The 25781-nt window shown below is 29.3% G+C and carries 20 protein-coding genes and 1 pseudogene; 4 read left to right on the top strand and 17 right to left on the bottom strand.

What is annotated here, in order from left to right:
• The 4 genes and pseudogenes from ACJDTP_RS23785 to ACJDTP_RS23770 form a co-directional block, all read right to left on the bottom strand.
• A pseudogene (locus ACJDTP_RS23785) lies at positions 1–212 on the bottom strand (transketolase); the annotation flags it as partial.
• Between the two features lie 92 nt (positions 213–304).
• Positions 305–952: a fructose-6-phosphate aldolase gene (gene fsa / locus ACJDTP_RS23780; RefSeq protein WP_012058602.1), complete on the bottom strand. Its 648-nt coding sequence runs from the start codon at positions 950–952 to the stop codon at positions 305–307.
• 238 nt (positions 953–1190) lie between these two features.
• Complete coding sequence (locus ACJDTP_RS23775) at positions 1191–1877, bottom strand: L-ribulose-5-phosphate 4-epimerase (RefSeq protein WP_406762640.1); 687 nt, start codon at positions 1875–1877, stop codon at positions 1191–1193.
• Positions 1878–2012: 135 nt separating this feature from the next.
• Complete coding sequence (locus ACJDTP_RS23770; protein WP_026885953.1) at positions 2013–3086, bottom strand: GntR family transcriptional regulator; 1074 nt, start codon at positions 3084–3086, stop codon at positions 2013–2015.
• 573 nt (positions 3087–3659) lie between these two features.
• On the opposite strand from ACJDTP_RS23770, the gene araA reads away from it, so the two are divergent.
• Complete coding sequence (araA, locus tag ACJDTP_RS23765) at positions 3660–5129, top strand: L-arabinose isomerase (RefSeq protein ID WP_406762639.1); 1470 nt, start codon at positions 3660–3662, stop codon at positions 5127–5129.
• A gap of 196 nt (positions 5130–5325) precedes the next feature.
• Here araA and ACJDTP_RS23760 read toward each other — a convergent pair whose 3' ends face one another.
• From ACJDTP_RS23760 to ACJDTP_RS23730, 7 genes are all read right to left on the bottom strand, one after another.
• The gene (locus ACJDTP_RS23760; RefSeq protein ID WP_406762638.1) at positions 5326–7095 is read right to left on the bottom strand and encodes a sensor histidine kinase; all 1770 of its coding nucleotides are present in this window, start codon (positions 7093–7095) and stop codon (positions 5326–5328) included.
• 267 nt (positions 7096–7362) lie between these two features.
• Positions 7363–8370 carry a galactofuranose ABC transporter, permease protein YjfF gene (gene yjfF / locus ACJDTP_RS23755; RefSeq protein ID WP_171772642.1) on the bottom strand — a complete coding sequence of 336 codons (1008 nt, stop codon included), beginning with the start codon at positions 8368–8370 and terminating at the stop codon, positions 7363–7365.
• Positions 8367–9407: an ABC transporter permease gene (locus ACJDTP_RS23750; RefSeq protein ID WP_406762637.1), complete on the bottom strand. Its 1041-nt coding sequence runs from the start codon at positions 9405–9407 to the stop codon at positions 8367–8369. Before ACJDTP_RS23750 ends, yjfF begins: the two co-directional genes overlap by 4 nt.
• Before the next feature lies 1 nt (position 9408).
• A complete protein-coding gene (locus ACJDTP_RS23745; RefSeq protein WP_406762636.1) occupies positions 9409–10926 on the bottom strand; it encodes a sugar ABC transporter ATP-binding protein in 1518 nt (505 codons plus the stop codon).
• A 103-nt stretch (positions 10927–11029) separates the two neighbouring features.
• A complete protein-coding gene (locus tag ACJDTP_RS23740; protein WP_406762635.1) occupies positions 11030–12037 on the bottom strand; it encodes an ABC transporter substrate-binding protein in 1008 nt (335 codons plus the stop codon).
• A gap of 123 nt (positions 12038–12160) precedes the next feature.
• Entirely contained in the window at positions 12161–13108 is a 948-nt protein-coding gene (locus ACJDTP_RS23735; RefSeq protein ID WP_406762634.1) for a substrate-binding domain-containing protein, read from the bottom strand.
• 1 nt (position 13109) lies between these two features.
• Positions 13110–14312 carry a response regulator transcription factor gene (locus ACJDTP_RS23730; protein ID WP_406762633.1) on the bottom strand — a complete coding sequence of 401 codons (1203 nt, stop codon included), beginning with the start codon at positions 14310–14312 and terminating at the stop codon, positions 13110–13112.
• Positions 14313–14649: 337 nt separating this feature from the next.
• Here ACJDTP_RS23730 and ACJDTP_RS23725 point away from each other — a divergent pair, with 337 nt between their 5' ends.
• Both ACJDTP_RS23725 and ACJDTP_RS23720 read left to right on the top strand, forming a co-directional pair.
• Entirely contained in the window at positions 14650–15705 is a 1056-nt protein-coding gene (locus ACJDTP_RS23725) for an aldose epimerase family protein (RefSeq protein ID WP_406762632.1), read from the top strand.
• Between the two features lie 1389 nt (positions 15706–17094).
• A complete protein-coding gene (locus ACJDTP_RS23720; protein WP_406762631.1) occupies positions 17095–18798 on the top strand; it encodes a methyl-accepting chemotaxis protein in 1704 nt (567 codons plus the stop codon).
• Between the two features lie 166 nt (positions 18799–18964).
• Here ACJDTP_RS23720 and ACJDTP_RS23715 read toward each other — a convergent pair whose 3' ends face one another.
• The 3 genes from ACJDTP_RS23715 to ACJDTP_RS23705 form a co-directional block, all read right to left on the bottom strand.
• Positions 18965–19831, bottom strand: coding sequence for a Cof-type HAD-IIB family hydrolase (locus tag ACJDTP_RS23715; protein ID WP_171772648.1), 867 nt, complete (start codon positions 19829–19831; stop codon positions 18965–18967).
• 462 nt (positions 19832–20293) lie between these two features.
• The gene (locus tag ACJDTP_RS23710) at positions 20294–21001 is read right to left on the bottom strand and encodes a GntR family transcriptional regulator (protein ID WP_103697947.1); all 708 of its coding nucleotides are present in this window, start codon (positions 20999–21001) and stop codon (positions 20294–20296) included.
• Positions 21002–21594: 593 nt separating this feature from the next.
• Entirely contained in the window at positions 21595–22557 is a 963-nt protein-coding gene (locus ACJDTP_RS23705) for a CAP domain-containing protein (protein ID WP_271811219.1), read from the bottom strand.
• A 432-nt stretch (positions 22558–22989) separates the two neighbouring features.
• Here ACJDTP_RS23705 and ACJDTP_RS23700 point away from each other — a divergent pair, with 432 nt between their 5' ends.
• Positions 22990–23682: a PHP domain-containing protein gene (locus tag ACJDTP_RS23700; RefSeq protein ID WP_406762630.1), complete on the top strand. Its 693-nt coding sequence runs from the start codon at positions 22990–22992 to the stop codon at positions 23680–23682.
• Positions 23683–23775: 93 nt separating this feature from the next.
• Here ACJDTP_RS23700 and ACJDTP_RS23695 read toward each other — a convergent pair whose 3' ends face one another.
• The 3 genes from ACJDTP_RS23695 to ACJDTP_RS23685 all read right to left on the bottom strand — a co-directional run bounded on the left by ACJDTP_RS23695 (position 23776) and on the right by ACJDTP_RS23685 (position 25536).
• Positions 23776–24033: a hypothetical protein gene (locus ACJDTP_RS23695; RefSeq protein WP_406762629.1), complete on the bottom strand. Its 258-nt coding sequence runs from the start codon at positions 24031–24033 to the stop codon at positions 23776–23778.
• A 160-nt stretch (positions 24034–24193) separates the two neighbouring features.
• The gene (locus tag ACJDTP_RS23690; protein ID WP_406762628.1) at positions 24194–24787 is read right to left on the bottom strand and encodes an HD-GYP domain-containing protein; all 594 of its coding nucleotides are present in this window, start codon (positions 24785–24787) and stop codon (positions 24194–24196) included.
• A 134-nt stretch (positions 24788–24921) separates the two neighbouring features.
• Positions 24922–25536: an HD-GYP domain-containing protein gene (locus ACJDTP_RS23685; RefSeq protein WP_406762641.1), complete on the bottom strand. Its 615-nt coding sequence runs from the start codon at positions 25534–25536 to the stop codon at positions 24922–24924.
• Between the last annotated feature and the right edge of the window lie 245 nt (positions 25537–25781).

Below are 25781 nucleotides of genomic sequence, written 5' to 3'. Positions count from 1 at the left end.
AGCATTGAACCATGTCCTGCTGATAATACAAATCTATCTCTGTTATCCCATTCAGGGTTCTTTCCATTATGATTCATATTTGCCCATAATGTATAAGCCATTGTAGCTGATCCAAGTGGTAACCCTGGATGTCCTGATTTTGATTTTTCAATAGCATCTGCTGATAATACTCTTATTGCATTAATAGATAATTTATCTAATTCTCTACTCATCTTTATCCTCATTTCATAGACATATTTTTTTATAAGTTCTTAGTTGTGCTAATTAAGTCCCATGCTGCGCTTCGAATTCATTTCAAAACGGACTATTTTCCAAACGCTGCTGCCCAGTCTGCTTTGAATCTTTCTAATCCTTGATCTGTTAATGGGTGTTTTAACATTTGCATTACTAAGCTATAAGGCACTGTTGATATATCTGCGCCTGCTTTTGCTGCTTCTATTACATGAATTGGATTTCTTACGCTTGCTGCTATTATTTCTGTTTCTATTCCATGTACTGCAAATATTTCTGCTATATCTCTAACTAAATCCATACCTATCATTGAGATGTCATCTACTCTTCCAAGGAATGGGCTTACATATGTTGCTCCTGCATTTGCTGCAAGTAATGCTTGTGTTGCTGAGAATATTAATGTTACATTTGTTTTAATTCCTTCACTAGCTAATACTTTAGTTGCCTTTAAGCCTTCAGCTGTCATTGGAATCTTTACTATCATATTCTTATGAATTGCTGCAATTTCTCTTCCTTCTTTTATCATTCCTTCAGCATCTTCACTTACAACTTCTCCACTTATTGGACCATCAACTATTTCTGTTATTTCTTTAATAACTTCATTGAAGTCTCTTCCTTCTTTTGCTATTAATGATGGATTTGTTGTTACACCACATATTACTCCCATTTCATTTGCTTCTTTAATGTGTTCCACATTTGCTGTGTCTAAAAAAAATCTCATTTCCCTAACATCTCCTCTTTATATATTTTGTTTGTTATTTAGCAACAAACTATTATTTGCATATTTACCTTCCATTTAATATTTATGTTTCATAATATTAAATTTAGACATTTTCTTTTTTAACTTCAATTTTATACGTTACTTTTTAATTCATACTTATTAAGGAGAATTCACAAAGGAGTTCCAATTGCTGACTAAAAATTCTCCTTAAAAATATGTTGGTTTATACTATGATATCTTATTGTCCATAATATGCATTCGCACCATGTTTTCTAAGATAATGTTTATCTAAAAGGTGCTGTTTGACACCCTTTACATCTTTGTTTAAAGTCATTGTCTTATATGCCATTTCAGCAACTTTATCTAATACTACTGCATTGTAAACTGCTGAATTAGCATCTTTTCCCCAAGCGAAAGGACCATGGTTTTTAACTACAATAGCTGGAACTTCTAATGGATTTTTATCTCCAATAGTTTCAACTATTACATTTCCTGTTTCCTTTTCATATTCTCCACTAATTTCTTCATCTGTTAGATCGCGAGTACAAGGAATATCCCCATAAAAATAATCTGCATGTGTTGTCCCAAAAGCTGGTATACACATTCCTGCCTGAGCAAAAGTTGTTGCCCAATCTGAATGAGTATGAACAACGCCTCCAACACTCGGATAAGTCTTATACATAACTAAGTGAGTTGGAGTATCTGTTGATGGTTTATACTTTCCTTCTACAACATTTCCTTCTAAGTCCACAACTACCATATCTTCTGGTTTCATAGTATCATAATCAACACCACTTGGTTTTATAACTACTAATCCAGTTTCTCTATCGATTTCACTAACATTTCCCCAAGTGTAGATTACAAGACCTTTTCTTTGAAGTTCCATATTAGCTTCATAAACTTTTTCCTTTAATTTCTCTAACATTTAAACACCCCTATCTGCTTGTTGTATGTATGTACGTACAAGCGTACATAAAAAATAATATCTAATATATATATCATTAAAGTTTATCTTTGCTCCAGTAACTCAAAATCAAGTCATCTAAAGCAAAGATAAATTTTAAACTCTAGAACAAGAATCTCTAACAATAAGTTCAGCATTGTATGTGTATTGAGGCTTGTCTATTCTTCCCTCAATCATATCTATAATGCATTTGGCTGCTCTTATTCCCATTTCTTCTTTCGGATGCTTTATTGTTGTAAGTTTAACACCTGATGAAACTGCTAAACTAGAATCATCAAAACTTACTATTGATAAATCTTTTGGTATTTCTATATTTTCTTTTCTACAATTATCTATTACCTTCAAAGCAACCTTATCATTATAGCAAACAATTGCGGTTGGTTTTTCTTCAAGATTTAAAATCTTCTTTATAAACTGGTCTATATACATCTCTTGATTATCAGTTATATATTCTCCTACTATACTTTTGTTAAAACTCAAGTCATATTCGTTTAGGGCCTTTATGTAACCCCTTCTTCTTTTTTCACCTTGTAAATCATCCGCTTTAAATAATGCAGCTATATTTCTATGACCAAGTTCTAATAAATAATTAGTAAGCTTGTACCCTCCCTGTTCATCATCTACTACAATATATGCAGAATTTTCTTCATCACAATTAGCATTTATTGCAATATATTTTATATTGTTCTTTTCTAACTTTTTAATGCTATCATGATGCAGGTTATTTATTGTACTTTGTGCTGGTTCAACTATTAGTCCTGATATATCTTGGTTTATGATATCCTCAAAACATCTTCTTTCATTCTCAATGTCGTTGTTACTATTAAACAATAATAAATTATATCCCTTGCGTCTTAATTCTTCCTCTATACCTGATATAATTTTAGGAAAAATATAATCTGATATATATGTTGTAAGAACAGCAACATTTTTTTTAACTTCATTAGTCTTTTTGTTAGAGTAAAAGCTTCCTTTTCCTCTTTCTTTATATATCCAGCCTTCTTGTACTAAATAAGTAAGAGCTTGTCTTACTGTATGCCTACTTACATTGAATAAGTTGGCTATTTCATTTTCAGAAGGTAATTGGTCTCCTGCTGAAACCTTGTTTTCTTCTATTAGGCTGATATAGTAATTTTCAATTAATTCGTGCTTTGTTTCAGCTTCTTTCATCTTTATTCAACTACTTTCATCAAATAACTATGCAATAACTTTTTAAAATATAAATCGATTTCTTTGAAATTATATTCTAAAAAGTTGTACGCACTTGATGATTTGATTATATCTCTATTCCCTATATATATCAATAGTTTTTTCTAAAATTTATTTAAACACCAAGGTTAACCATACATCATCTACTTAAATAATTTTTATCGTAATCTCAAATATAAATTTCACTGCAAGGCTGTCTTTACCTAATTTAAACCATAATAATGTTTATCTGGAAAGTTAATATTTTTTATTTTTTTCATTTTACATCTTGTATGTACAACATTATTGTATTATAATAAGCTTGTACATACATCAAAAACTTGTTTGTACTCATGAAAAGGTATACTAAATTTAGATAAGCATTTTTATTTATCCAATAGCTAGCCCCCGTAGTCCTCCATCTTCTTAAGTGAGAGATAACGGCCGCAAGCTCCTGGACTAGGTGCCCCTTGAGGGTATAAATTCAACTAAATTAAAGGTGGGGCTAAAACTCCACTCGAAAAGTTTTAATTTATATATTAGGAGGAATGTTAAATGTTAAAAGTAAAAAATTATGAATTTTGGTTTGTTACAGGAAGTCAACCTCTATATGGTCCTGAAGTAATAGATCAAGTATCTGATAATTCAAAGATAATAGTAGAGGGATTAAATAAAAAAGATTTACCTTATAAAATAGTTTTTAAGACAGTTGCTACTGATTCTCCTTCAATTAGAAAAGTATGCAATGATGCTAATAACGATGAAAACTGTGCTGGTATAATTACTTGGATGCATACATTCTCACCAGCTAAAATGTGGATTCATGGTTTAACCGAACTAAGAAAACCATTACTTCATCTCCATACTCAATTTAATAAAGAAATTCCTTGGGGAACAATTGATATGGACTTCATGAACTTAAACCAAGCAGCTCATGGAGATAGAGAATTTGGATATATTGGAGCTAGACTTGACATAGCTCGTAAAATAGTAGTTGGTCATTGGACAGATGCTTCTGTTTCTGCTGATATAGCTAAATGGATGGCCCCTGCTGTTGCATTTACTGAAGGACGCAGCATTAAGGTTGCTCGTTTCGGAGACAACATGAGAGATGTTGCCGTTACTGATGGCGATAGAATTGAAGCTCAAATTAAATTTGGTTGGACAGTTGATTACTATGGAGTTGGTGACCTAGTTGAATCAATGGATAAAGTTACAGAAGATCAAATCGATGAGCTTATGGCTGAATACTCTAAATTATATGATATAGATCCTAAAGCTTCTATAGACTCTATTCGTGAACAAGCTAAAATTGAAATTGGTTTAAGAACTTTCTTAGATGCAAGAGGATATACAGCTTTCACAACTAACTTCCAAGCACTTCATGGGATGAAACAACTTCCAGGTCTTGCTGTTCAACATCTAATGGCTGAAGGTTATGGCTTTGGTGCCGAAGGAGATTGGAAGACTGCTGCACTTCTTAGAGCTATGAAAATCATGGCTGGTGGAAAAGGTACAGGCTTAATGGAAGATTACACTTATAACATGGATTCAGAAAATGGATTGATTCTTGGTGCACATATGCTTGAAATATGTCCAACACTTGCTGCAACTAAACCAGTTATTGAAGTGCACCCACTTGGAATTGGAGACAAAGAAGATCCAGCTCGTTTAGTATTTAAAGGTGCTTCTGGTCCAGCTGTTGCTGCTTCATTAATTGATATGGGTAACAGATTCCGTTTAATTGTTAATAGTGTTGATTGTGTTGAAGTAACTGAAGATATGCCTAACTTACCAGTAGCAAGCGTTCTTTGGAAACCACAACCATCATTAAAAGAAGGTGCTAAAGCATGGATTATGGCTGGTGGTGCTCACCATACTAGCTTCTCATTCTATGTTGACGAAGAACAATTATTAGATTGGGCTGATATGGTTGGAGTTGAATGTGTAGTAATTAATAATGACACTAAACTTTCAACATTCAAAAACGAACTAAAATTTTCTAGTGCCGCTTGGAAATTCTAATTAATAGTGCTATAAATCTTATTTATATAAAAGTGGTAAATATTGATTGATGATTTTAGAATATATTTCGTTAACCTTCCAGAAAGAAATAATAGACTCTCTACAATCCTAATATTTACCACTCCCCTTATTTGATAAAATATAAATAGGTAAAATCCGATATTCGGATTTTACCTATTTTCATTTTGATCTAATATTATTCCGTCTCAATTATTGGATGTCTAAGCTCAACAATTGTCCCCTCTCCAAGAATACTTCTGTAGACTAACCCATACTCACTTCCATGTATAAGCTTTATTCTTTCATTTACATTGAAAATTCCATAGCCAATCTGATTCTTATTTCCATCGTTATTATTAAGCATATTATTTATTTTATTTAATGTTTCTTCATCCATACCTTTTCCATTATCAGCTACAGTAAAACATAATAAATTATTTTCAATTTTTCCTGTAATTAAAATCTTCCCATTGCCACGCTTTTCTTTTATTCCATGATAAATTGCATTTTCAACAAGGGGCTGTAATATTAATTTTATTAACTTATAATCAAGTATTTCTTTATCAAATTGAATTTCGTAGTCAAGCTTGTCTTCATATCTTATTTTCTGAATAATTAAATAGCTCTGTACATGGCTTAATTCTTCTTTGACACTTATTATTTCTTTTCCTTTACTTAAGCTTATTCTAAGCAAGTTAGTAAAGGCTTCTATTATCTCCACTATATCTTCTTCATTATGTTCTTCTGCCATCCACCTTATCGTATCTAAAGTGTTATACATAAAATGCGGCTTGATTTGAGCCTGTAAAACATTCATTTCAGCCAGCCTTTTATTTTTTTCTTCAATTTGTACTAATTTTATAAGATTATTTATTTCTTTTACCATGGTATTAAAAGAGCCGCCAAGTTCCCCTATTTCATCATTATACTTAGCATTGAATGACACTGTTAGTTCTCCTTCTTGAGCCTTTCTCATTAACCTTTTTAATTTTTGAATTGGATTTACAATAGATCTTGTAAAAATTATAACTAAAATTTCAGCTATTATTAATGCCAAAATAGCTACTACAAAAGAATAATATCTTATATATTTAATAACTCGTAAGCTCTCACTTTCAGGAAATACCCCAATTGTTTCCCATCCCGTATATTTTGAATCAATCTTTGTCAATTGATAATTTTCTCCGTTAATATTTTTTATTATTATATCGTTGTTAATATTCTCTATCCATTCATTTTTAATTCTATATACTATATCATTAACAGGAGTATAAACAATCTCTTTGTTCATATCCATAATATAAATAAAGCCCGCGGTTCCTGGTCTTGAATTCTCAATAATGTTCTTGATGGCATCTAATTTTATATCAATAAGTATTACACCTTTTATTTGGTTAGTAGATGAATCCACAACAGCCTTCGACATGGAGAAGACTTCATCAGCAGAATAGCGAAAAATATTATCAATGTTCCTACCTATTGGTTTAGTAAATAGGTGTATAGTTTCAGGCTTATTATAAGCCTTTGTATACCATTCTTCATTATATAAAGGATCTCTTGATACCCTGTTCATTACATCACTTATATAACCACCATTAGTGTTTACTACCATTATTCCAGCTATTTCCGGATTGAATTTAACAAAGTTATAAATAGATTTATACGCTTCGTCTTCAATATCAGTATCTTCAGATTTATTATCATTAAGGAATTTTATTATTCTAGGGTCGATTGACATATAATTTATAATGTTTTCAGTATTATTAACATAAGATTCAATATTGCTATTTATTTGTTTTATTATTTGGTTAGTGTTTTCATTTTGTGAAAAGTTAATTGAATCCTTATATAATAAATTTCCCAAAGTAGTAATAGTAATAGTAACAATGAGGATTACTCCAAAAAAATAAAATATAAGTTTATCCCCTATGCTCTTATTCATAAAATATGTTTTTAAACTATTCACCCTATACCTCCAAAACATTTGTATAAATCATATCTATCATCCACAAATTAGCACATCTATATTTAAAATTTTATTATTAACTATACTTATAATTAACAAGCCTATATATTAAATTATAGCTCAAACTACCAATACTTGGCATACCTATTTATTTAGATGTGATATATTCGTGCAAAAATAAAATGAGCATTTGTGTTTTCTTATCTTAAAAGATTATACAAATGCTCATTTTATTATATTAATTCCATATTATATTATTTAGTTTCATTAAGAAGATGAAGCATTTTTTCGCTTTTCATCTCTAATTACAATAATTCTCTGCAATACAATAAATATGAACAATAACATTCCAACCGCTATCTTAGTCCACCATGAATTTAGTGTTCCATCAAACATTATAAGACTTTGAATAATTCCTGTAGTTAGCACACCAAATAATGGTCCAATTATATTTCCATATCCACCTGTTAATAATATACCTCCGATTACACATGCTGCTATGGCATCCATTTCCATTCCATTACAATGAAGCCCATAACCTGAAAGAGTATATATTGTAAACAATAAACCACCTAAAGATGAACAGAAACCCGAAAATGTATATACAAGTATTTTTGTTCTTTCCACTGGTAATCCCATTAATTTAGCTGAATTTTCATTTCCACCAATTGCATAAACGGTTCTTCCGAACCTTGTAAACTTCATCATATAAAATGCAGCAGCTACAACTATCAGGCTAACGATAACATTAATTGATATAAAAGCATCTGGTAATATTGATATTCTATATGATGAAATTTCTGTAAAAACTGGATTATCAATTATAATTGTATCAATGCTTATAATATAACTTGCTCCTCTTGCAAAGAACATTCCTGCAAGTGTAACTATCCAAGGATGTAGTTTAAACTTTTGAATCAAGATACCCTGAACTGTTCCAAAAATAATTCCAACAATAAGAACTATTAGCATTACTAAAAAAGGATTTACTCCTTTTTGCAATAAACTTGCTGTAATCATACTTACAAAGGCTATCATTGATCCAACTGAAAGATCTATTCCACCAGTTAATATTGCAACTGCTTCCCCAATTGCCACCACTATTAAATATGCATTATCAATGAACAAGTTAGTAAATACTTGTGCTGACAAAAAACTTTTATATAATACTGATCCTATTAGAAACAATCCTATAAATAATGCGATTGTAGCATAAATCGCAATATAATCTTTGTTTATTTTGAATGTGTTCCTCTTTCCTATTAGCTTATTCATGCTTTAATCACCTCTTTTTCTTTTAGATTGATTTTTGTATTTTTCTTTATCTTAAGAATTTTTCTAAATTCAGGAGATTGAATTATGCATACAACTATAACTACTATTGCTTTAACAACTAATGTAATTTCAGGTGCAACACCTAAGCTATAAATTGTTGTAGTTAATGTTTGTATGAACAATGCCCCTACAACTGTCCCTGAAAGATAAAACCGTCCTCCTGCCATAGACGTCCCACCTATAACTGTCGCAAGGATTGCATCCAATTCTAACCACAAACCAACATTATTAGCATCAGCACTTTTTATATTAGCGCATAAGATTATTCCTGCTATTCCTGCTAACATTCCACATATAACATAAAGTGAAAATACAACTTTCCTAGATTGAATTCCTGCGAATTTACATGAATTATTATTAACTCCTATAGACTCAATAAATAATCCTAGAGCAGTTCTCCTTATTAAAAAATACATAATTAACGCTACGGCAATAGCTATAAATATTGCTATAGGAAGTAACATATAGCCTATCCCTATAAATATAAAATCCTTATTAGTGAAAGTTAATATTTGTCCTCCTGTTATAAGCTGAGCAACTCCTCTACCAACTATATATAAAATTAATGTTCCAACCATTGGTTGTACTCCTATATACGAAACTAAAAATCCATTCCATATTCCGCATACAAGTCCACTAATTATTCCTATTGCTACTGCTAATGGAACTGAACCTCCATCAACTATGACAGTTGCAGAAAGAGCTGCACTTATTGCAATTATTGATCCTACTGAAATATCAATTCCTTGAGTTGCAATTACGAGAGTCATTCCTAAAGATATCAATATTAATGGGGCTGCACGATTTAGTATATCTATAGTATTTCCAAATAAATGCCCGTCTTTCATGCTTATGCTTAAGAAGCTTGGTGTCATTATAAAATTAAACAAAAGTAATATAATTAAACTTGTTAATGGCCAAAATATTTTAGCATTATAAATTTTAAGGAAAAAAGTTTGTTTCTTATTATTTTCCATATTATCTAGCACCTCCTGCTATAGTTTTCATGATATTAGATTCCTCTATTTCATTTCCAACTAGTTCTCCGATAATATTTCTATCTCTAAGGACAATAACTCTGTCACAACATTTAACTACTTCTGGTAGCTCTGACGAAATAAACAAAATTGTCACTCCTTGTTTAGCTAATGCTAATATTAATTCTGTTATTTCACCTTTTGCTCCTATATCAATTCCCCTTGTTGGTTCATCTAAAATTAATAATTGCGGTTCTGTTGCGAGCCATCTGGCTAATATTACCTTTTGTTGGTTACCACCACTTAAGTTACTTATTTTTTGCTCCATACTTGGGGTTTTGATTCTAAGTAAATCTATATACTTTTGTGAAATTTCTTGTTGTTTTTTCATCGGCAAATATTTAAATATTCCTCTATTAGCTTGCAATGCTAATATTATATTTTCTCTTATTGTTAGATCACCAACTATTCCTTCAACTTTTCTGTCCTCTGGGCAAAACCCCAAACCTTCCTCAATTGCTTTTTGAGGATAAATATATGAATAGTTCTTTCCATTTATAGTTATATTTCCACTAGTAGATTTATCTATCCCAAATATTGTTCGTGCACATTCGCTTCTACCAGACCCAAGAAGCCCTGCAAATCCAAGAATTTCACCCTTCTTGATTTCTATATTAAATGGATTTATAGTTCCAGACCTTCCAAAATTATTTGTTGATATTAAATTCTCTCTCTGTTCATCATTAACTACTTTCTTTGTTCTTGTACTTTTTTCTATCTCGCTATAGTCTTTACCAATCATTTTAGAAACTAATTCTATCCTAGAAAGTTTGTCTGCATCATATGTCCCAACTAACTCACCATTTCTAAGCACTGTAAGTTTGTCCGAAACCTCATATGCTTGATCTAAAAAGTGAGTAACAAATATTATTGACATACCTTCTTCTTTAAATTTTTTCATAATTTTAAATAATTGCTTTACTTCCTTATCATCTAAACTTGATGTTGGTTCATCTAAGATTAATATACCTTGAGATATATCTACAGCACGTGCAATTGCTACCATTTGCTGTACTGCAACCGAATAATTATTTAAGGCCTTCTTTACATCTATCTTTAAATTAAGTCTTTCTTCTAATAATTTCTCTGCATTTCTATTCATTTTCTTCCAATCTATACTTCCATTTTTCTTAGGTTCACGTCCAATATATATGTTTTCTGCAACTGATAGATTTGGACATAGATTTACTTCTTGATAAACAGTACTAATTCCATGACTCTGAGCTTCCTGAGTAGATGATATTTTTATTTCTTTTCCCCTCAATATAATTGTTCCTTCATCTATCTTATAAACACCTGTAAGAACCTTTATCAATGTCGATTTCCCAGCACCATTTTCTCCCATTAGCGTATGAATTTCACCTTTTCTTAGTGTAAAATCAACATTTGAAAGTGCTCTAACACCCGGAAAGAACTTGCTAATATTTTTCATCTCTAAAACTATATTAGAATCACTCACTTATATCACTCCTCTTGTTTTAACACAATTACAAACATGTACGTACTACATCTTTTTTAACATAAGAGCATGGATTGAATTCCAGCTCTTATGCATATTATCATTAATATTTTCTGTTTGGTAATTCTGCTCCAGCATCCTTTTGTAAGAATTGACTTTCTTTTGAGTTTATAGTTCTTTCAACTTCTTTACCATCTAATATGTTTTTAGCAACTTCAAGTAATTGAGGTCCAAGTAGCGGATTACATTCAACAGTTGCATTAGCTTTACCATCAACCATTGCTTGGAATATATCTTTAATACCATCAACTGAAACTATAAATATATCTTTTCCTGGTTTCTTTCCATATTCCTCTATAGCTTGAATAGCTCCCATTGCCATATCATCATTATGAGACCATAGTACATTTATTTTATCACCATCTGATTTTAGAAATGCTTCCATAACTTCTTTACCTTTTGCACGAGTAAAATCTCCAGTTTGTGATTTTATTATCTTATAATTAGGACAATCTTTTATTGCATCATTAAACCCTTGTTGTCTTCCAACCATTGCAGTAGATCCCACTGTTCCTTGAAGCTCTGCTATATTAAGTGTTGCGTCTTTACCGAATTGATCTATTAGTATTTGTGCAGCCTTTTTCCCCTCTGCAACCATGTCTGAACCTAAGAAACATTTATAAAGTGAATCATCTGAAACTGTAACTTTTCTATCAACAATTACTACTGGAATTTTTGCATCCTTAGCCTCTTTAAGTACTGTATCCCAGCCAGTTTCAACAACTGGATCTAAAGCAATTAAATCTACCTTTTGTGCAATAAATGATCTTATGGCTTTTATTTGATTTTCTTGTTTTTGTTGTCCATCAGAAAATTTCAAGTCAAAGTTAGGATCTAATGTTGGAATTGATTTTATAGAATCAGTTTCCGCTGTTCTCCAACCACTTTCTGCACCAACCTGTGCAAATCCAATTATTTTTTTACTAGATGAATTCGCCGCTGATGTCTTTGCTGCATCGCCTCCACCGGCTCCAGATCCACCGCAGCCTGAAAGCATGCCAATACACAATACAGCACTCGCCATTAATGCCATCATCTTTTTTAACTTCATAATTAATTCCCCCTATATTCATGATTTCGTTTTCATGAATTAATTATATATTTATACTTACAAATTGTATTTGCATTAATCAGCACTTTTGTATACTTTTACGGAATATGGAAATCCATATATTCAATTGCTTAAAATATCTTTAGTTATTTTATTGCACTTTAGCAATACTTTTTTAGGAATATCAGCTTTCTTGTTCAGTATTTTTATTGCATAATCTACTGCTTCTTTTCCTCCAGTCTTGCATGTAAATGTTCCTTGCAATATGCCATTTCTAACAAGGTCTATACCTCCTTGAGGTCCTTCTAATCCATCAACACCAATTATTTTAATATTTTTTGAATTAGTACTTACCGTAGCGTAATATGCTCCAAGTGCCATATAATCACTATGAGCAAAAATTATATTAACGTCCTTATCATCTTTCAATATTTCCTCTAATTTATCTTCTGTTTCATTCTTCTGCCAATTCCCTACAATGGTTCTATCTATAGCAATATTTTTATAATTACTAATCGCTTCTTTAAATCCATCAGTTATTTCTTTATCTGTACTTGAATCTAATATTCCTTGGACCTCTATAACATTAGCCTTGTTATTACCAGCTAAATTAGCAATTAACTCTCCTGCCTGCACTCCTATAGATCTTGTATCAGCCCCTATATATAAAGTATAATCGTATCCATCAACAGCTCTATCCAATAATATAACCGGTAAAGATTCATACGCTTTTCTTACAGTTGGTGTTAGTTCTTTGGAGTTATTAATTGAAACAATCAGTAAATCTGCGCCAAAGTTCATCAAATCTTCTATATCCTCTTTTTGCTTTTCAACATCTCCACCTGCATCCTTAAAAATTATTTTTATATTGCTATGTTTCTTGGCTTCTTCCTGTATTTCTTTATTCATACTTATTCTCCATGGTTCATATAGGTTTGCTTGAGACATACCGATTATAAATGTATCCTTTTTTTGAGAGTTTGTCCTATATAAATAGATTGCAAAAATCATTAGTCCACATATACAAACTATAATTATAGATAAATAAATAATTTTTCTTTTATTATTCACTCTATTTTCCCCTCTTATATTCCGTTGGTGAAACTCCAACTACTTTTTTAAAAGCTCTACAAAAATAATGTTGATTACTATAACCGACTAGTTCTGCCACATCATAAATTTTAACAGCTGGATCCTCCATGATATACATTGCTTTTTCTATTCTTATTTTAGTAAGGTAATCAATAAAGGATAATCCCGTTTCTTTTTTTAATAATTTACTTAAATATGAGGATGTTACTTCTAATTTATTTGATATATAATTTATACTTAACTCATTTGAATAATAGTTATCTTCTATATACTTGATTGCTAGTAAAACCATAGAACTGCACTTCTTTTTTTCATTAACGCTATTCATTATTTTCATGTATTCATCTTTTATCTTAAATACATCATTAAAAACACTTGCCTGCTCAATTAATACATTGCACTTTAAATATTTATATATCTCCTTCTGTATTTTTTTTGCAATAGAAATCCACCACCCCATATCATTTATCTTACTTACTAATATTATATTTTTCTTATCATCATTAAAAATATACTTTAACTCTAAATCTTTAAATCCATCATTTAAAATATTAGCTATTGCAAACTCTAATAATTCAACACTCCAATTCCTTACACTTACTTCAACATTAAGTTTTTCTACAATCTTTATAACCATAATTCCAATATTTCTTCCAAACTCGATATCAAAAAAACTCATCTCCTTTAAAACTTGTTCATCACTTAATTTATTGTTAAACCATTCACTAAAAAAAGTTTTTTGTAATACTTCCTTATTTTCAGCTAATTGTCTTTTTACCCATTCTAAGTAATTGTTTTCTTTTCCCTTTTCAATAAGTTTATTGGTTGCTTTAATTATTATCTCCTCTATGTTCTTTTTACTCACAGGTTTTAAAATATAATCGAAAACATTATACTGTAATGCTTTTTGAGCATATGAAAAATCATCATATCCACTTATTATAATAACAATTCCATTATTACCAATCTCTTTTAGCTTCTGTAATAGGTCTAAACCGTTTAAGAATGGCATATTTATATCCAATAATATAATATCTGGTCTGTTTTCTTTAATAATTTCTAATGCAATTTCTCCATCCTCTGCTTGCCCTACTATCTCAATACCTAACTCACTCCAATTTAAAATATTCTCAATACCCCTTCTAATTTTAGGCTCGTCATCAGCGATAACTAGTTTCCACATAACTCCTCCATTTATAATATATATTACAATAATAAATTTATATTTAATATTCTCGAGCTAAGGCTGAATTAATATTAAAATATAGAAAATTAATTGCAAGATATATTTTTTATTTTGTTACTATAATAATTTTTATTGTTTTAATACTCCATTAATGTAATTATTAAGCATATATTTATATTATTTTAATATATTTCCAAAATAATTTCTAGAAATAATTGTATGTACAATTTTAATGTAATATAATATACTTGTACATACATGAAACCGATATCTTTAATTATGTAAATGTATACTAAAAAATATGTAGTAATTTATTAAATACGGAGGTGTTATCATGGCAATAGAAAAAAATGTTTTCGGAACAATGCCTGATGGAAAAGATGTTTATATTTATACTTTAACAAACTCTAACAAAATGAAAGTTGAGATTTCTACTTACGGTGGTACAATAGTTTCATCTTTAGTTCCGAATAAGGATGGTAAATTAATTGATGTAATGCTAGGATATGATAATTTAGATGGTTATTTAAAAGGAGATAAATTTTTCGGTGCCTTAATAGGACGTTTTGGAAATAGAATTCAATATGGAAAGTTCATCCTTAATGATCAAGAATACACTTTAGCTCAAAATGATGGGGAAAATCATTTACACGGCGGCTTAAAAGGCTTTGACAAAGTGGTATGGGATTCAAAAATAGTTGAAGATTCTCCTAATACATTAGAGCTTTCTTATTTTAGCCCAGACGGTGAAGAGGGATATCCTGGTAACCTTAATGTTAAAGTTACTTATATCCTTACTGAAGATAATGCTCTAGAGATAAATTATATTGCAACTTCTGATAAAGATACAGTCGTAAATCTTACAAATCATGCTTATTTTAATTTATCTGGTCATTCATCTGGTGACGTTCTTAATCAAAAATTGATGATAAACGCAGATAAGTTTACAGTAAACGATAAATATTCAATTCCTACAGGCGAAATAAAAGAGGTAGCCGGAACTCCTATGGACTTTAGATCATTAACTCCTATCGGCAAAAATATAACTAGTGATTATGAACAAATTGATTTTGGAAAAGGATACGATCATAACTGGGTATTAAATACCGATGGATGTGATAGCTCAAAAGCTGCTCAAGCTGTTGATGAAAATTCTGGAATAGTATTGGATGTTTATACAACCACTCCTGGAATTCAATTTTACAGCGGGAACTTTCTTGATGGTTCAGATGTAGGTAAAAATAAATCTGTTTATAATCGTAGAAATGGATTTTGTTTAGAAACTCAATATTTTCCTAACTCTATAAACTGTAGTAAATTTAAATCTCCAATACTTAGAGCTGGAGAAGTATATAAAGATAAAACCATTTATAAATTCTCTACATTATAAATTTTAAATTTCTTATTATTCATATATAGATAACCTAGCTAAGACCTGAACTTATGCATATAGCTCGCCGAAATGAATAATATACTTTTGTTCCAGTTTCTAGGTAATTCTGATGGGTGATTCTAAGTCTATAAAGTTGCACCCAAAGTGCTAGCCTCAAAGAACAAGCGCTCACAGAGAAAGTTCGAAGAGCGAAATGTGAAATTTCGATTCTCACTTTTTGAACTAGCACATTTGGAACAACTTATAGCCAAAGAATCACATCCATCAAAATTACCAATGAAACATTCCACAAAAGTATATTACCCATTTCTAGTTGGGATATATTTCATAGTATAAATCTAACTTATAATTGGCTTATCTATATAGATATCCAAATTTAAAACTAGATTTGTGTAGTAACTTACCGAAATCATAAATATTTTGTTCCGAAAAGCTATGAAAATATCGCTGAAAGTTCTAAGCAGCAGGTTGTATCCAATTTAGCATGCTCCAACTTTCAGTTTGACAAGCTAAATTGGAACAACCTACAGCTAAGACCCTTTAACAGCTCATTTTCAAATGTTTTCTTCATATTATGACCCTTGTGGTTACAAATATATTTATGATTTCTAGTGAAGATATGAACTTAAAGTTTTAGCAACTTTTTAAATACATTAATCTAATAAGTCGAATTTTTAAAATCTATATATGTTTCAATAATAAACTTACATTTAAAATTCTAATAAGATAAGTTATCAATTAAAATAATAATCTAGAAATTAAATTGCGACATATGTAATTTACTGCTAAAAAAGTGCTTAGCTAAAAAATATCCATAGTGGATAATTATGTTTTATGGTTTAATCGTTAAACAAGAACCCACATAAAATATAACCACTATGGATTATACAAATAATATAAAGAGAACTAAATAAAAAATAAACACTTTATTTTCCATGGTTGTATGCTCATCCAACTTTGTCTTAAATATTGCTTTCTGACCTAAGTCGCCTAATAAATACTATTCTAAATGAAATACGTTACCATACAATCATTGAAATAAATTAATGAAAATCCCTGTCTACAATGGCGACGCTATCTATTTATAAAGTTGATAGTATAAAAAAACATGCTCAGTCCTAAAATTAACATTTCTTATTAAAGTATATTAACCTCAAAAGATATTCATCACGCTGAGTATACTCAATACGATAAAGTTGCTTGAATTTATGCATTACTAAATTTATTTTAAAATACAACTTTTAGAATGTTTTTTGTAATCTATGCAAATACATTTCAATATTTATACATATTTTAAAATTAATGCTTATTATAACTTTATACTTAGACTTATTAAATACCTTACGCTTATATTTTTAATGTCATTTTTGTTAAAGGAGAATTTATATGTATAATAAATTAAAAAAAGTTATTAGTAACTATCCTATTAATACAAAATTTAAAATAACTTTTTCAGCAATTTTAGGACTTACTTCTTTTCTTATGGCAGTCGTGATATGCATAATATTGTTTATTTCATCACAAACAAATTCACTATATAATGGACCGTACAAAGTTTCTGAAACTATTTCTAATATTAGAGTAAACTTGCAAACAATAAAAATGGACATGTTTAGATCAATCACAGAAACAGATACAGGAATAAAGAACTTTTATCTAGAGCAAGCTGATACAGAATCCATAGCTCTTGCAAAAAATATAGAAATTTTAAAAGAAATACATAAGGGAGATCCATCATTATTAAATGAATTTTTATCAAATGTAAAGGATTTAGATGATAAGAGAGAAAAATTAAGTGACTTACTAAAATCAAAAACCAATCAGGCTGTAATGAAAGTCAGCCAAGATGCTTACTCTTCACAAATTAAAGAGTCTGAAGAATGTATACTTAAGCTTTTTAAGTCGTCCCAAGAAGATGCTAATTCTTTTGTTACTAATTCAAATACTTATAGAAATATATCTCTAATTTCTATTACGTTTATTATGATAATATTAATTGTAATATCATTATTATTAATTAGAGTATTGAACGATGTATTACTTGAAGGTATTAATCATATTAAGGATATTGCCAAAAACTTAGCTCGTGGAAATCTTAAAATAAATACTGAATATAATGCAAAAGATGAAATGGGTGAAATGTCTCGCGATTTATCTAATTCCATCGGGATGTTACTTTCTTATATTAATGACATAACAAGCACTTTGGAAAGATTAGCAGATGGAGACTTAAATATACATTTAGATAATTCAATAGAATATATAGGCGATTTTAATCCTATACAAAAGTCAATAAAAAATATTATTGATTCTTTAAATATTATATTTCAGAATATGGATCAATCAATCTCATCAATTTCTAATGGTTCTGATCAATTATCTTCAACCACCCAAATACTCTCTGAAGGTTCTATTAACCAGGCTGGCGCTGTTGAAGAGCTATTTACTAGTTTTAAGAAAATACTGCAAAAGGTTAATAATACTACTAACAATGCAGATAAAGCTAAAAGTTTTTCCATTAATGTAAAACATATTGTAGAAGAAGGAAACGAAAAGATGCAAATATTGATGGAATCTATGAAAGAAATAACTATCTGCTCAAAACAAATTGCTGAGATTATAAAAGCAATAGAAGAAATTGCTTCTCAAACTAATCTTTTAGCATTAAACGCTGCTATTGAAGCAGCTAGAGCCGGTGAAGCTGGAAAAGGTTTTGCTGTAGTTGCAGACGAAGTCAGAAATCTTGCTGAACAATCTGCTGAAGCAGTAAACAATACTTCTAAGATTATAAAGAATTCATTACATGTAGTAGCTAATGGAGAAAAGCTGGCTACAGAGACTGCTGCTGCACTAGATATAATAGTTAAAAATGTCGATGATACTACTAATTTAGTGAAAGAAATAGCTGTAGCCTCTGAAGACCAAACTGAAGCTATAACCGAAATGACTAGTAAGGTTGATCAAATTTCTCAAGTAGTTCAAACTAATTCTGCAACAGCAGAAGAACTAGCAGCATCTACACAAGAGCTAGCTTCTCAATCTCAGATAATAAAAACTGAAATATTAAAATATACACTAAAAAATAAATAACAACTTTTGATCTTTTAAATCTCAATATTTATTTGAAGTCAAAGAATTAGAATGTAAAAATTCTTTGACTTCAATATAAAAAGCTATATTATATCTCTTCCATTGGCATAACGCCATGATAAAACTGCTTTATTTAAACGTTAAAGCGCAATCATATAATTTCTTTTTATTTCTGTTCTTCTAAAACTCTATATATTGCTTTTGCTACCCCTAAATTGTCATTTGTATCAGTTATATATTTTGCTATTTCTTTTATTTCAGGAATAGCATTTCCCATAGCAACTGATTCTTTGAATTCTGTAAACATAGAATAATCGTTAAAACTATCTCCTAGTACCAAAACTTCATCTCTTTCAAATCCCATTTTTTCAGCTACTTTTGCAAGTATAATACCCTTTTGAGCAGTTATATCTGTAATCTCTATATTATCCCTGAATGAAGATGAAACGGCAATTCCTTTCAATTCTCCAATAACTTTTTTCATTTTATTTATAAGCTCTATATCTTTATGGAAAGCTACAAACTTTCTAATTTCTATACCACTGCTTAAAAATTTATCCAAATCAGAAATGTAATTAAGTTGAACAAAATATGGTTGAACTTTGGCAAGTTCCAAGGCTTCTTCTGGAGTGAACTCGGGATTAAAGGATAACGTTCTATATGCCATTTCCTTTAAAGCTTCCTCTTTAGTGTCTGTAGTATATATTCCTTTATTAGTAAATATTCTTGCAGATACTTTTTCTCTTTGAAGTATATTTATAATTTTAGTTGCAGTTTCTAGTTCTATATTTATCTCTTCTAGAATATTTCCATCCTCATCTCTATACTCTGCTCCATTCATAAGTACACATTGACATCTTATATTATTTTCCATCAAAAGAGGTTTAACAGTATCATATTCCCTTCCTGTTGAAATTGCAAATATAATTCCTGCCTTCTCAGCGCTCTTAATAGCAGATACGGTCTCTTTATCTATTTTATGTTTTGTATTCAACAGTGTCCCATCCATATCTGATGCAATAAGTTTTATCATTTGGGATCATCTCCTCGCTATTTTATTAAATTTCTCATACCTTAATATTATAACAAAGTTTATTCAATTGTAAAAATAAGCAACATGATTTCACTTTTATCAATATCTACTTAAAAATAGGTTTTATTGATTCCTAACTTTTATTTGGCATCTTTTCTATTTATCAAACTTATAACAAAAAGCCTACCCTTTATATAATACAAAGTGCAAGCTTTTTTATTCACACAAAATAATTGAAATTATTAACTATATAAATTGCTAATTCATACAAAGAAATATGATCTCTATATTAATTTAAGCTTATTTAAATACTTGATTTATTACAATTTTAAATATATGTTTTATATAATAAATCTACTTTTAAAGCCCCATCAAGCCAAGTATTCAATTAAGATAATAATATAGACACTTATTTGCAACATCTATATAAATTTACTAGTAAAACATATAACATTAAATTATTTAGTTAATACTGGTCAAGCTTATCAATTTCATATTTTTATAGTTAAATTTCTCTACAGAAATATCAAATACTATTCCACTACTTAAAAATATAGTATTATTTAAAACTAAAGCTGGGTCATCTTTTTCCAAGTTCAAAAAACTTGCTTCTTCTTCAGTTAATTTTTCAGAAGTTATTATCCTATCCGCAAATCCTATTTTTAATTTTAAGTCATTTGTAATGTAATCAAATATAGACTTACTACATATTTCTTCATTCAAATAAGGAATAATATCTTTATTATAGTAAGATTCCTCTATTTCAATTGGATCTCCATTTAAATATCTTACTCTTTTAACATAATATATCTTTGTGCCAATATCACATTTCATTCTATCTGATAATTTTTCATCTGCATTAATTAACGAAAATTCAGCAACCTTACTTTCAAACTTTTCCTTAGAATATTGTTTTGATAAACCATTTATATCTCTTATTTGAGCGCAGCCATTTTTTGCAAACTCCCTTAAAAATATCCCACTGCCTTGTACTCTATAAACATAACCTTTACTCACTAATATTTCTATAGCTTTTCTTATAGTATTTTTACTAACATTAAATTTTTTTATCAGTTCCTCTTCTGTAGGAAGTTTTTTACTCAAACTATATTTATCTTCCAACATTTCTTTTTCTAAAATATTAACAACCATTTCATACTTTGTTTGCATCTCTGTAATTCCTCGCTTTATTTTAAATAAGTATTTTTACTAATATCTTCTTCTAATTCGTAAAACGTTAATCCTAATCTATAAAATTTCTAAAAACAATAAAAACTGTTATATCAAATATTAAACCCAATATTTCCTTTTTCATTTTCACTCGAAATATTGGGTTTAATACTTGATAATTCCCTTTAATGAATATCATTATCACATAAATTCACTTTTCTCTTCTTAATAATTTATTTATATATTACATCTTTTACTTCTTAGTATTTAAACTTTATATCTATTGATTCCTCCACCTCGCAGGATAATTTAACTATTCTTATAATTCGTTGGCATGATTTATTATATAATATAAGGCACCCTTTGTAAAGGTTTAAACAACTTGTTTTAAGCGCACAAAATAATAATTCAAATAGTATATAAGTTGAATAATAATCTTATATTAATACTAATTATATACGCTTAGCCGTTAATAATATAGATAAATCTTTAACTCAACTTATATAGAACTGCTAATTATTTTGTATAATCAGCAGTTCCTACTCAACTTATGTACTATGTATATTTATATTAACAATATACTATTCAAAATATTAATTTGAAAAAGTCTGAGTTCCCATATATTTATCATTACCACTAATTACACCTATACCAACCTTAGTGTAAGAAGGATTCATCATATTTGCCTTATGCCCCGGCGAATTCCACCACTGATTGAATAATTCAACTGGTTCATAATTATTATATGCTATGTTTTCTCCCGTTGTAGTATATTCATAATTAATTGCTTTCAGCCAGCTTGTCCAATTATTGCCCTCTGGAGTAGTATGGTCAAAATAATTGTATTGTATCATATGATTGCTTTTATATCTAGCTATTTGAACCAATTCATTATCTATGACTAATGGGTTTAAACCTGCCTCAGTTCTTTTTTCATTCATTAACTCAAAAATTTTATTTTCTGCCATTGCTTGTATACTTATAGAATAGCTTTTTGGTAATTGAGGAAGTCCATTTATATCAACAGTATCATTATCTGCTGAATTATAGGCATTAGCTTGTCCGCTATATCCCGAATTACTAAAAAGTTGGCTTGAGCCATTTGATGATTCTATTAATTTGCCTGATTCATCTAAGTAATAAATCTTCCCCGCAATATTTTGAATACCTGTTTGCATTGCTCCATTGCTATTCATATAATACCACTTATTATTATCCTGGATCCAACCTATTTGCATCTCTCCACTATTGTTAAAATAATACCAGATTCCATTGATATTATTCCAACCTTCTTGCATTACTCCTGAATTATTTAAGTAATACCAGTTTCCTTTGTCATAAGTCCAATCTGTTTTCATTCTTCCGCTTTCATTAAAATAATACCATTCATTTGAAATATTCTTCCATCCTTTAGCTACCTTGTTTCCTTCTTTATAGCTCCATGTTCTATCATCATTCTGAGTCCATTCCGCAGATGCTTTTAACGGTGATAGTGTAGCAATTGTTGCAGCCACAATAACTGCACTTGTCATTTTTGTAAAAAAAGTTTTCTTCATTAGTTTTCCTCTTTTCTTTTGTTATTCTGTTATCTTACATATCGTTAGTATAACTCCTTATAAAATCGTTTTCAGAACCACATATAAAAGTTTTTCCATATAATTATTCTACCATAAATTCGACATTTTTCAACCCATTTTATTCTAAAATATTTTATAATAGCTAAACAGACTATATAATTGTCTTTTTTCCTTCTGATTTATTGTTAATTTATTATAAAATAGTTATATTCATATATATATTTTATTTAAGTACTTATGTCTTTAAAAATTCAAATGCAAATTTATTGTTGCATTATATATAATAAGAAACTTACGTTAACACAATTTTTTAATTAAGTTAATTTTCATGTAAATATAACAATTAATCATTTTAACACCTGATTAATAAACTCATATATTGAAAATAGATAATATTTTAGGGGAGTTATAATGTATAAAAAAGGTGATTTCCATATCCACTCAACTTTCTCAGATGGAAAGTGTACCCCAAGGGAAATTGTCATTCTTTCTAAAAAAAGAGAAGTGGATATTATTTCTATAACAGATCATAATAGCACATCTGGTTTAGATGAAGCTATCATAGCTGGTGAAGATCTTGGTGTAAGAGTTATTCCTGGCGTTGAACTTTCAACTAAATACAATTCTTCCAGAGTTCATATTTTAGGTTATTTTAAAGATGATAGCTATAAAAACGAACTTTTAATTGAAATATTAAAAAATGTAAAAAGTCATAAGGTTTCCAATATAAAAAAATTATTAGGAAAAAAACTAGACTTTTGTAATACTAAAGATAAACTTTCCGTAGAAGCCGGCATAAAAATTCTAAAGTTTTTTGGAGCTACAGTAGTTTTAGCACATCCTGTACTTTTGAGAAGATCTGATTTTGAAAAAATTATAGAAATGGACTTTGATGGACTTGAAGCTAAATACTTCAGTAATACAGAAAATGATACTGAATACTTCTTAAAAGTAGCCAGTGATAGAAACTTACTTTACACAGCCGGGTCAGATTTCCACAGTTGCAAAGAATTTTATAGAATTCATGGGATAATAGGTGACGTTTATCTAAATGAATCTGAAATATATAATTTTTTGGTACGTGGTAAGTTGCCATACTTGTAAATACTTTACTAGAATTATTTAATATTAAAAATTAGATATATGTTTAATTGAATTATTACTATACTACATATATCTAATTTCCTACTTCATAAACTATATTTCTTCTAGCTTTTTTCTTCTTTTATATATTTTGTTAGCTACCAAGCATACTGTCACAGTAGTTCCCAAAACACATATAGCAGTTGGAGCCACTGCTATAAATCCAGCCAAAAGCAACCCTTTTCCTGAAACCTTAATATCAACACTTCTATCTTTAGACTTAATATTTACATTAATACTTCCTGCCTCTTTATCTGCCTTACTAACTTTGTTAAAAGATCCATTCATTATCTCTTTTTTAAAATCTAACATTCAATCACCCCTCATATAATTTGCAATTTATATTTCTGCTTTATTTATATCATATTAATTTAAATCTATTATATACAAAAAACTTCCAGCCTCAAATAAAATTTTAAACAAAAAAAAATTGTAACTATATTATAGAAAAAATCTATACATAGTTACAATCCTAATTATAAAGTTCATTAACTATTTTATTCCAATTGTTGAGCATGCATTCAGCTATTTTAGAATCATACATTATTCCTTTATTCTTCTTTATTTCATCTTTGCATAACTCATCACTTATGGATTTTCTATACGGCCTATCACTTTTCATTGCATCTATAGAATCACAAACTGCTAATACCCTTGATGCAAACGGTATTTCTTCTTCCTTTAATCCTTTAGGATATCCTTTTCCATCCCATCTCTCGTGATGATATAAGACTATCCTAGAAATATATTCAAACGTACTTGTTTTACTTAGTATATTATATCCAATATACGGATGATTCTTCATTAATTCCCATTCATCTACTTCCAGACTATCTGGTTTATTTAGAATGTTATCAGGTACTCCAATTTTACCAATATCATGCAGATCTCCTGCTATATGTATTAATTCGAGCTCTTCCGTTGTCATTCCCAAGACTTCTCCTAATTTATATGCCATATCTGCTACTCTAGTCGAATGACCATATGTATAAAAGTCTTTTGCTTCCAAGGTTGCAACCATACTTCTTACAACACCATGATACATATCATCATTATATTGATCCAATATTTCTCACCGCCTTACTAATTTTGCTATACTTACTAAATATAATATCATAAAATCTACTGTGTTTGAATATAATTATTTAATTCAATTAAGATAATTAAAATACTTTTCAAATATTTATAGAAACTTGGCGATTAAATTACAATATAGAATTCATTATTAGGATCATATTCTTGTGTAATTTCGCCCCAATTTTCAATGGTGCAATTTACTATTTCAGGATCATACATTATACCCTTATTTTTAATTATTTCATTCTTACATTCTTCATCGCTTATTAATTTTCTATAAGGTCTATTACTTTTCATAGCATCAATAGAATCACAAATTGCTATTATTCTAGATCCTAATGGTATCTCTTTCTTACATAATCCATTTGGATATCCTCTTCCATCCCATCTTTCATGATGATGTAGTACTATTTTTGAAATATTATCCAAGCTTTTTACTTTGCTTAATATTTTATACCCTATCTCTGGATGCTTCTTCATAATCTCCCACTCTTGTAGATCAAGTTTGCCTCTCTTATTTAGAACACTGTCAGGAACCCCAATCTTACCTATATCATGCAAATGACCTGCAATGTGCAAAATCTCTAACTCTTCACTCTGTATCCCTAAATATATACCAAGCTTATTTGCCATATTTCCAACTCTAGTAGAGTGTCCAGCGGTGTAAATATCTTTTGCATCCAATGCTGCAACCATACTTTCTATTATATCGTGGTAAACTTCACTACTAAATAACATACTCATAATCATACCTCCCTAAATCAAATTAAAACACATTTATATTATATTAAACTCTAAATCATATTTAATTTACTTAAATTATCTCTCATTGAAAATTATTATCAATTATATTATATCCTATTTTACTTATTAATCAATATTTAACTTTTATCATAACTTTATGATAAATATGAATATAATCACTATATATCCTATTAAATTCTTACTTTTATCACTGCTATTTTTTAAGAACAAAAGTGTAT

Origin of the sequence: Candidatus Clostridium helianthi (assembly GCF_045310795.1) — a bacterium.
Classification (GTDB): domain Bacteria; phylum Bacillota; class Clostridia; order Clostridiales; family Clostridiaceae; genus Clostridium; species Clostridium helianthi.
Note: the sequence above shows the minus strand (reverse complement) of the source record. Positions and strands in the feature narration are given on the sequence as shown.

Excerpts from the sequence above, each read along its gene's own strand:
- fsa (WP_012058602.1), bottom strand. The coding sequence starts at position 952 with ATGAGATTTTTTTTAGACACAGCAAATGTGGAACACATTAAAGAAGCA.
- ACJDTP_RS23775 (WP_406762640.1), bottom strand. The coding sequence starts at position 1,877 with ATGTTAGAGAAATTAAAGGAAAAAGTTTATGAAGCTAATATGGAACTT.
- ACJDTP_RS23770 (WP_026885953.1), bottom strand. The coding sequence starts at position 3,086 with ATGAAAGAAGCTGAAACAAAGCACGAATTAATTGAAAATTACTATATC.
- araA (WP_406762639.1), top strand. The coding sequence starts at position 3,660 with ATGTTAAAAGTAAAAAATTATGAATTTTGGTTTGTTACAGGAAGTCAA.
- yjfF (WP_171772642.1), bottom strand. The coding sequence starts at position 8,370 with ATGAATAAGCTAATAGGAAAGAGGAACACATTCAAAATAAACAAAGAT.
- ACJDTP_RS23750 (WP_406762637.1), bottom strand. The coding sequence starts at position 9,407 with ATGGAAAATAATAAGAAACAAACTTTTTTCCTTAAAATTTATAATGCT.
- ACJDTP_RS23740 (WP_406762635.1), bottom strand. The coding sequence starts at position 12,037 with ATGAAGTTAAAAAAGATGATGGCATTAATGGCGAGTGCTGTATTGTGT.
- ACJDTP_RS23730 (WP_406762633.1), bottom strand. The coding sequence starts at position 14,312 with ATGTGGAAACTAGTTATCGCTGATGACGAGCCTAAAATTAGAAGGGGT.
- ACJDTP_RS23725 (WP_406762632.1), top strand. The coding sequence starts at position 14,650 with ATGGCAATAGAAAAAAATGTTTTCGGAACAATGCCTGATGGAAAAGAT.
- ACJDTP_RS23720 (WP_406762631.1), top strand. The coding sequence starts at position 17,095 with ATGTATAATAAATTAAAAAAAGTTATTAGTAACTATCCTATTAATACA.
- ACJDTP_RS23715 (WP_171772648.1), bottom strand. The coding sequence starts at position 19,831 with ATGATAAAACTTATTGCATCAGATATGGATGGGACACTGTTGAATACA.
- ACJDTP_RS23710 (WP_103697947.1), bottom strand. The coding sequence starts at position 21,001 with ATGCAAACAAAGTATGAAATGGTTGTTAATATTTTAGAAAAAGAAATG.
- ACJDTP_RS23705 (WP_271811219.1), bottom strand. The coding sequence starts at position 22,557 with ATGAAGAAAACTTTTTTTACAAAAATGACAAGTGCAGTTATTGTGGCT.
- ACJDTP_RS23700 (WP_406762630.1), top strand. The coding sequence starts at position 22,990 with ATGTATAAAAAAGGTGATTTCCATATCCACTCAACTTTCTCAGATGGA.
- ACJDTP_RS23695 (WP_406762629.1), bottom strand. The coding sequence starts at position 24,033 with ATGTTAGATTTTAAAAAAGAGATAATGAATGGATCTTTTAACAAAGTT.
- ACJDTP_RS23685 (WP_406762641.1), bottom strand. The coding sequence starts at position 25,536 with ATGTTATTTAGTAGTGAAGTTTACCACGATATAATAGAAAGTATGGTT.